This window comes from Myceligenerans indicum, assembly GCF_016742955.1.
GTDB classification, from domain to species: domain Bacteria; phylum Actinomycetota; class Actinomycetes; order Actinomycetales; family Cellulomonadaceae; genus Myceligenerans; species Myceligenerans indicum.
Genome location: NZ_JABBYC010000099.1, coordinates 1 through 5,421, shown reverse-complemented (window position 1 = coordinate 5,421; position 5,421 = coordinate 1). Strand labels below are relative to the sequence as shown.

Below are 5,421 nucleotides of genomic sequence, written 5' to 3'. Positions count from 1 at the left end.
TCTCGTGGGCTCGGAGATGTGTATAAGAGACAGGGGTCGGGGCGGCCCGGGGCGCAGGGGATCACGTCGCACTGGATGGACCCGGACGGCAACATCGTGCAGGTCGAGTTCCACACGCCAGAGTCCCTACGGGCCAAGACGGAACTGGACGGGCTGATCGATGAGTTGACCGATCCGGCCATCACGTCGGCGCGGTGGGCGCAGATCGAGGCGGAGATCGCAGGTCTGTCCGGCCGTGTCGACCAGCCCGCGGGCGCGGTCGGGGTGGACTGGCCCGACATGGTCCGACAAGCGCCGGATCCCGACAGCCCGTGGCATGACGGGTCCTGGGCTCGGGAGCTGGCCTCGCAGGTGCCGGGCGGGTCACGGCCTGCCGTGCATGCGGGGTCGATGACACCGGATCAGGCGCACGACTTCATCGATCACGAGATGCCGTGGATGCGGGAGGTGAACGCCGGCCGCTACGCCGAAGGAGCGGCGGGGTTCGAGAACAACTGCACCCGCGCGGCGCTGGCCGGGGACCTGACGCTCGGCGGCAAACAGGTCATGGCTGGCCCGTCGGCCGCGTCCCGGCCGATCACCGACATCGCCGACACCCTCGGCGGCCAGTGGCACAAGGCCGACGGGCCCGACGCGATCATCGACCGGCTGGACGACCTGGGCGACGGGTCGCGCGGCGTGGTCGCGATCGATCGCGGCGACGGGAAGATCGGGCACGTCGTCAACGTCATCAACCACGAGCGCCACGGCACCGTCTTCCTCGACCCGCAAACCGGTGACCTGGCGCGCTTGCGTGACGGCGACCGGCTCTACTTCCTCGAAACCAGCCCCGGCAGCAGCCCTCATGTCGACCTCGGCGACGCTTCTCCAGGTTTGGAGCGGCTGTCCGACACCGAGATCCACGGGCTCCGGGAGGCAGCGGGTCAGCAGGGCCACGCCGATGCGCTCGGTGCGCAGGCGCCGACGCTCGATGGCCTGCAGGATCTCGACCTCGGCGACGGCGGCCAGCGGTCGCGACCCGAAGCGCCCGACACCGGATCGATCGCCGAGCGCTTCGCTGCGCCGGAGGTCGCTCAGCAACTGTCGGGTGAAGCGCCGTCTCCCCGCAAGCCCTTCGCGGCGCTCGACAACCTGGAACCGAACACGGCTTACGAGGTCCCGGGCCGTGGCACGTTCTACACCGACGACACCGGCAAGGTGGTACACGTCGAGGCCCAGTACGGCCGCAGGGGGAAGCTGAACTGGGACCTGATGAATCCTCAGCCCGACGTCACCTACGTCGTCAACGACCACGTGTTCGTCACCGATCACGCGGGACGCGCGATCGAGGCCTACGCGGACGATCTTCAGCTCGGTGACGCGGATCGTTCCGAGAGCATTCAGAGCCGGATCGGGAACATGGGCGGCGATGAGTACGACGGCGGCCACCTGCTCGCCAACATGTTCGCAGGCGGTCCGGAAGACATCAACCTCGTCCCGATGCTCTCCGATCTCAACCAAGGCAACGGTTCACGCGATACGTTCTACGCTGTTGAGAAGGATCTACGCTCACACCTGGAGCGGCCGCCAGATGCGGGTCCCGAGTGGGAGCCGCCCAGGATCACGTTCAGGGTGCTTCCTGTGTACGAGGGAGAAAGCCGAGTGCCGACGATGATATCGGTCGAGTATGGAATTGATGGCGTCAGTACATCGAAGGATTTTCCGAATGAATGAAGGCATGGTCCCTCCCGCAGTTCGTGCGGGCGAACTCGTCCAACAGTTGGCCCGCGAGATCGCACTCCACGTATCGGATTCCGGGGACTGGCACACCATCGTCTTCGTGGGCCGAAATCTCTCGCGGTACGCAGAGGGGGAACTCACGGTTCACCGGACAACTGGCGAGGACAGATCCCTTGTCGCACCGGTGTCGGCACGGAGGAAGCTCATGGAACTTCGCGACGTGATGTATCAAGACGGTGCCGGCACCTGGTTCTCGATAAGGCTGACGATCATGCATAGGGACGGCCGTACCCGCATGGGTGTCGACTACAACTACGACGATGCTCCCCAGTGGGATACCACGCCGGCTTCCAGCCTCTACACCGCCGACCTGATCAAGTACCCGCGCGATCAGGACAAGATGCCCGACTGGCTCGTCGAGCAGGTCGCTCGTGCTCAGACGGAGTACCCACCGGAGTACGAGGAGTACGAGTACGCACTTCGGCAGCGCCGTGACACACCGCCTGGCTCTGCGGGCGGGGTCGACCCGTGATCTCCAAGGGGCAGGCCCGCCAGATCGCGCAGGCTGCTCTTGATGGGTACGCCGCCGAGCATGGTGTGGAGGTGGCGATCTACGACGGCGAGTTCGGAACGGCCGGGATCGTGGATCACATGGACGTGTGGGTGGTGCGCTGGAACTCGGCTGCCTACCTGCGCACTGGTGACTTCCTGCAGCAGATCGTGGCGGGGCCGATCGCGGTGCCGAAGCTCCAGGATGGCACGTACGTCGTGCTGGGCACCGCGGGCACGGTCGAGGAGGAACTGGACAAGTGGCGGGCGCTGGACTGGAGGGCGCCGCAGCCTACGACCCGCTACTACCGCTCGTACGTGACCCGCGTGGGGGGCGCGCGCGTCGATCGGGCGCTGTTTCGCAGGGAGCGTCCCGGGGACAGGTCCAGCGACGCCGTCTTCGAGACCGACGGCCAGTGGCACCCGACCACCGACGTCGCGATCGCGCTGATGGGGGTGGGGCGTCTCAAGCTCCGCGAGATTGACGAGGCGGACGCGCGCAGGGCGATCACGCAGGAGTTCAAGAAGGCTGCACCGGCGCTACGCGCAGCGACCGTCGTCGCCCATGGAGCGGACACGATGGGAGCATCATGACGGCCGACTCGTCTCCTCCGGACCAAACCAGGCCCAGTTGGGCAGAAGGACTTCACCCGATCTATCGGTGGTGTCAGACATGCCCCATCTCTAACCTGACGGTGTGCGGATCATCCATACGTCAGACTGGCATCTTGGCAGGTCGTTGCATGGAGTGGATCTTCTGGAGCATCAGGCCGCGTACCTGGACCACCTCGTGGACCTTACGGAGGACGTCCGACCGGTGGCAGTTCTGGTGGCTGGCGATGTCTACGACCGGGCGATCCCTCCTCTTGAGGCGGTGGCCCTGCTCTCAGACACACTCACGCGTCTCGCAGCATTGACTCATGTCGTCGTGACTCCTGGAAACCACGACTCGGCGACGCGTCTCGGCTTCGGTGCGAACGTCATGCGTGAGACGGTCCATATCCGGTCGGCGCCTGATCGGATCGGGGAGCCAGTCCTCATTGAGTCGCCCGACGGCACTGTCGCCGTCTACGCGATTCCCTACCTTGATGTCGACGATGCGCGGGTCCGGCTTGCTGACGACCCCGATGAGCCGCTCGCCAGGTCGCACGAGGCGGTCACGACCGCTGCGCTTGCGCGTATCGCCTCGGACATCAAGGCGCGTCGGTCGAAGGATCCTGGTGTGACGGCAGTCGCGATGGCCCACCTCTTCGCCGTCGGGGGGCTGCCATCGGATTCGGAGCGCGACATCCGCGTCGGTGGGGTCGACGGCGTCCCCGCAGGCGTCTTCGTCGACACTTCCTTGGACTATGTCGCTCTCGGTCACCTGCACGGGCCGCAACGCATCACCGTCCCCGATGCGGACCGACCGCTTGTCCGTTACTCGGGATCGCCACTCGCGTACTCGTACTCCGAGAAGAACCATCGGAAGTCCACAGCAGTCATCGACTTGAACACTCTGGAAACCGAGCTGGTTGAGGCGCCCGTACCGCGCCGTCTTACCGAGTTGCGTGGCAGCCTCGAGAGCTTGCTGGCTGATACCGAGCACACCCAGGACTGGGTACACGTCACTGTCGTCGAGGATTCCCGGCCACCCTCGCTCATGGCGAAGATCAAGGATCACTTTCCCCACGCCCTTCACGTCTCGTATGAACACGCGGCGGCAGGCGCTGCCGTAGACCGGTCTTTCGCCGTGACGCCCGCCCATCAGCCGTTCGAGGTAGCAGTCCGCTTCGTCGAGCACGTCACCGGCATCGCGCCTGCTGAGCCGGAAGAGGCCGTCCTGCGTGAGACCGTCGAAGCGGTCTTCGCCGCGCAAAGGAGCGCCTGATGCAGCTGCACCGCCTGACCTTTTCCGCGCTCGGGCCCTACCGTGGCACGCACACGGTCGACTTCGCCCGCCTCACCGCCGCTGGACTCTTCCTCTTCGAGGGGCCGACAGGCGCGGGCAAGTCGACGCTGATCGATGCCATGACCTTCGCTCTCTATGGTCAGGTGGCCGGCCAGCACGCGAGCAACGACCGGCTTCGATCCACCCACGCCGATCCTGACGCAGAGACCTACGTTGAGCTGGTCTTCGAGACAGCCTCCGGCATCTACCGAGTGCGGCGTAGCCCGGCCTACGAGCGCTCCAAACGCCGCGGTACCGGGATGACGAAACAGCCGCCGTCTGTCAAGCTTTGGCGCCTGAGCTCGCCGGATGCCGGGCACCACGGCGAGCCGCTGTCGTTGCGCCCAGGGGAGGCGGACGAGGAGATTCGCAGAGCCATCGGTCTGTCACGCCAGCAATTCGTCCAGACCGTTGTCCTTCCCCAGGGCGACTTCGCCGCGTTCCTCCATGCCAAGCCCGAGGACCGAACCGACCTCCTACAGAGAGTGTTCGGCACGGAAATCTACGACCAGGTCGAGACCGAGCTCTCGGCTCGCCGCAAGACCGCTGAGGCAACCATCGACGAGCGGCGCGAACTGCTTCGCTCAGAGGTCGACGTCTTGATCGGTGGTCTCGGCGACCTGGCTGACGCACTCAGTGTCACGGAGGCGGGGGACGGTTCGGCGCCGGGAGCCACCTTCCGACAGGTGCTCACGGCTGCTGCGCTGGCCGCGGACCCAGAGGCCGCAGGTCTTGCCATCCAAGCCGAGAACCTCCGCGACGTTCTCGACCAGGAGTTGAAGACCGCGGCGGATGCCGAAGAAGCTGCACGCGCCGCTGCTGACGAGGCACAAGTCGCCTACGACATCGCAAGAGAGGGTGCGAGAGCCGTTCAGCACCGCGACGAACTCCGCCGAGAACTCGCTGTCCTCGACGATGCAAGCGCGAAGATCGTGGCCGCCCAGGACTGCCTGGACGCCGCGCAGCGGGCTGAAGGTTTGCGGCCCTTGCTGGCAGGCTTGGATGACGCACACGATGCCCGAGCACGCGCAGCGTCCGAACTCGAAGTCGCCGTGGACGCTCTACCGTTGCACGTCACCGCACGCACTGTTGCTGACCTCGATTCTTCGTGGGTGAGGTGACTCAAGGCATGGGAAAGGTGCTCTGACCTGGCACGATTGGTGTTGTCGAGACACTGTCGGGCTGGAGGATCGGAGCACCTTTCTGGTGGGCAACACTACTGC

At 65.7% G+C, this 5,421-nt stretch carries 5 protein-coding genes; all 5 read left to right on the top strand.

Features of this window, described 5'->3' with window-relative positions; genetic code table 11:
* Nucleotides 1-1,713 (top strand): DNA/RNA non-specific endonuclease (locus HGK34_RS21850; protein ID WP_207193647.1); only part of this gene is annotated, 1,713 nt, incomplete at its 5' end.
* Nucleotides 1,706-2,251 carry a hypothetical protein gene (locus HGK34_RS21845; protein WP_201851466.1) on the top strand — a complete coding sequence of 182 codons (546 nt, stop codon included), beginning with the start codon at nt 1,706-1,708 and terminating at the stop codon, nt 2,249-2,251. The genes HGK34_RS21850 and HGK34_RS21845, both read left to right, overlap by 8 nt.
* A complete protein-coding gene (locus tag HGK34_RS21840; RefSeq protein ID WP_201851464.1) occupies nt 2,248-2,862 on the top strand; it encodes a YrhB domain-containing protein in 615 nt (204 codons plus the stop codon). The genes HGK34_RS21845 and HGK34_RS21840 overlap by 4 nt, the downstream gene beginning before the upstream one ends.
* A 103-nt stretch (nt 2,863-2,965) precedes the next feature.
* Nucleotides 2,966-4,138: an exonuclease SbcCD subunit D gene (locus HGK34_RS21835; protein ID WP_201851462.1), complete on the top strand. Its 1,173-nt coding sequence runs from the start codon at nt 2,966-2,968 to the stop codon at nt 4,136-4,138.
* On the top strand, nt 4,138-5,319 hold the full coding sequence (locus tag HGK34_RS21830) for an AAA family ATPase (RefSeq protein WP_201851460.1): 1,182 nt from the start codon (nt 4,138-4,140) through the stop codon (nt 5,317-5,319). Before HGK34_RS21835 ends, HGK34_RS21830 begins: the two co-directional genes overlap by 1 nt.
* Nucleotides 5,320-5,421 lie beyond the last annotated feature (102 nt).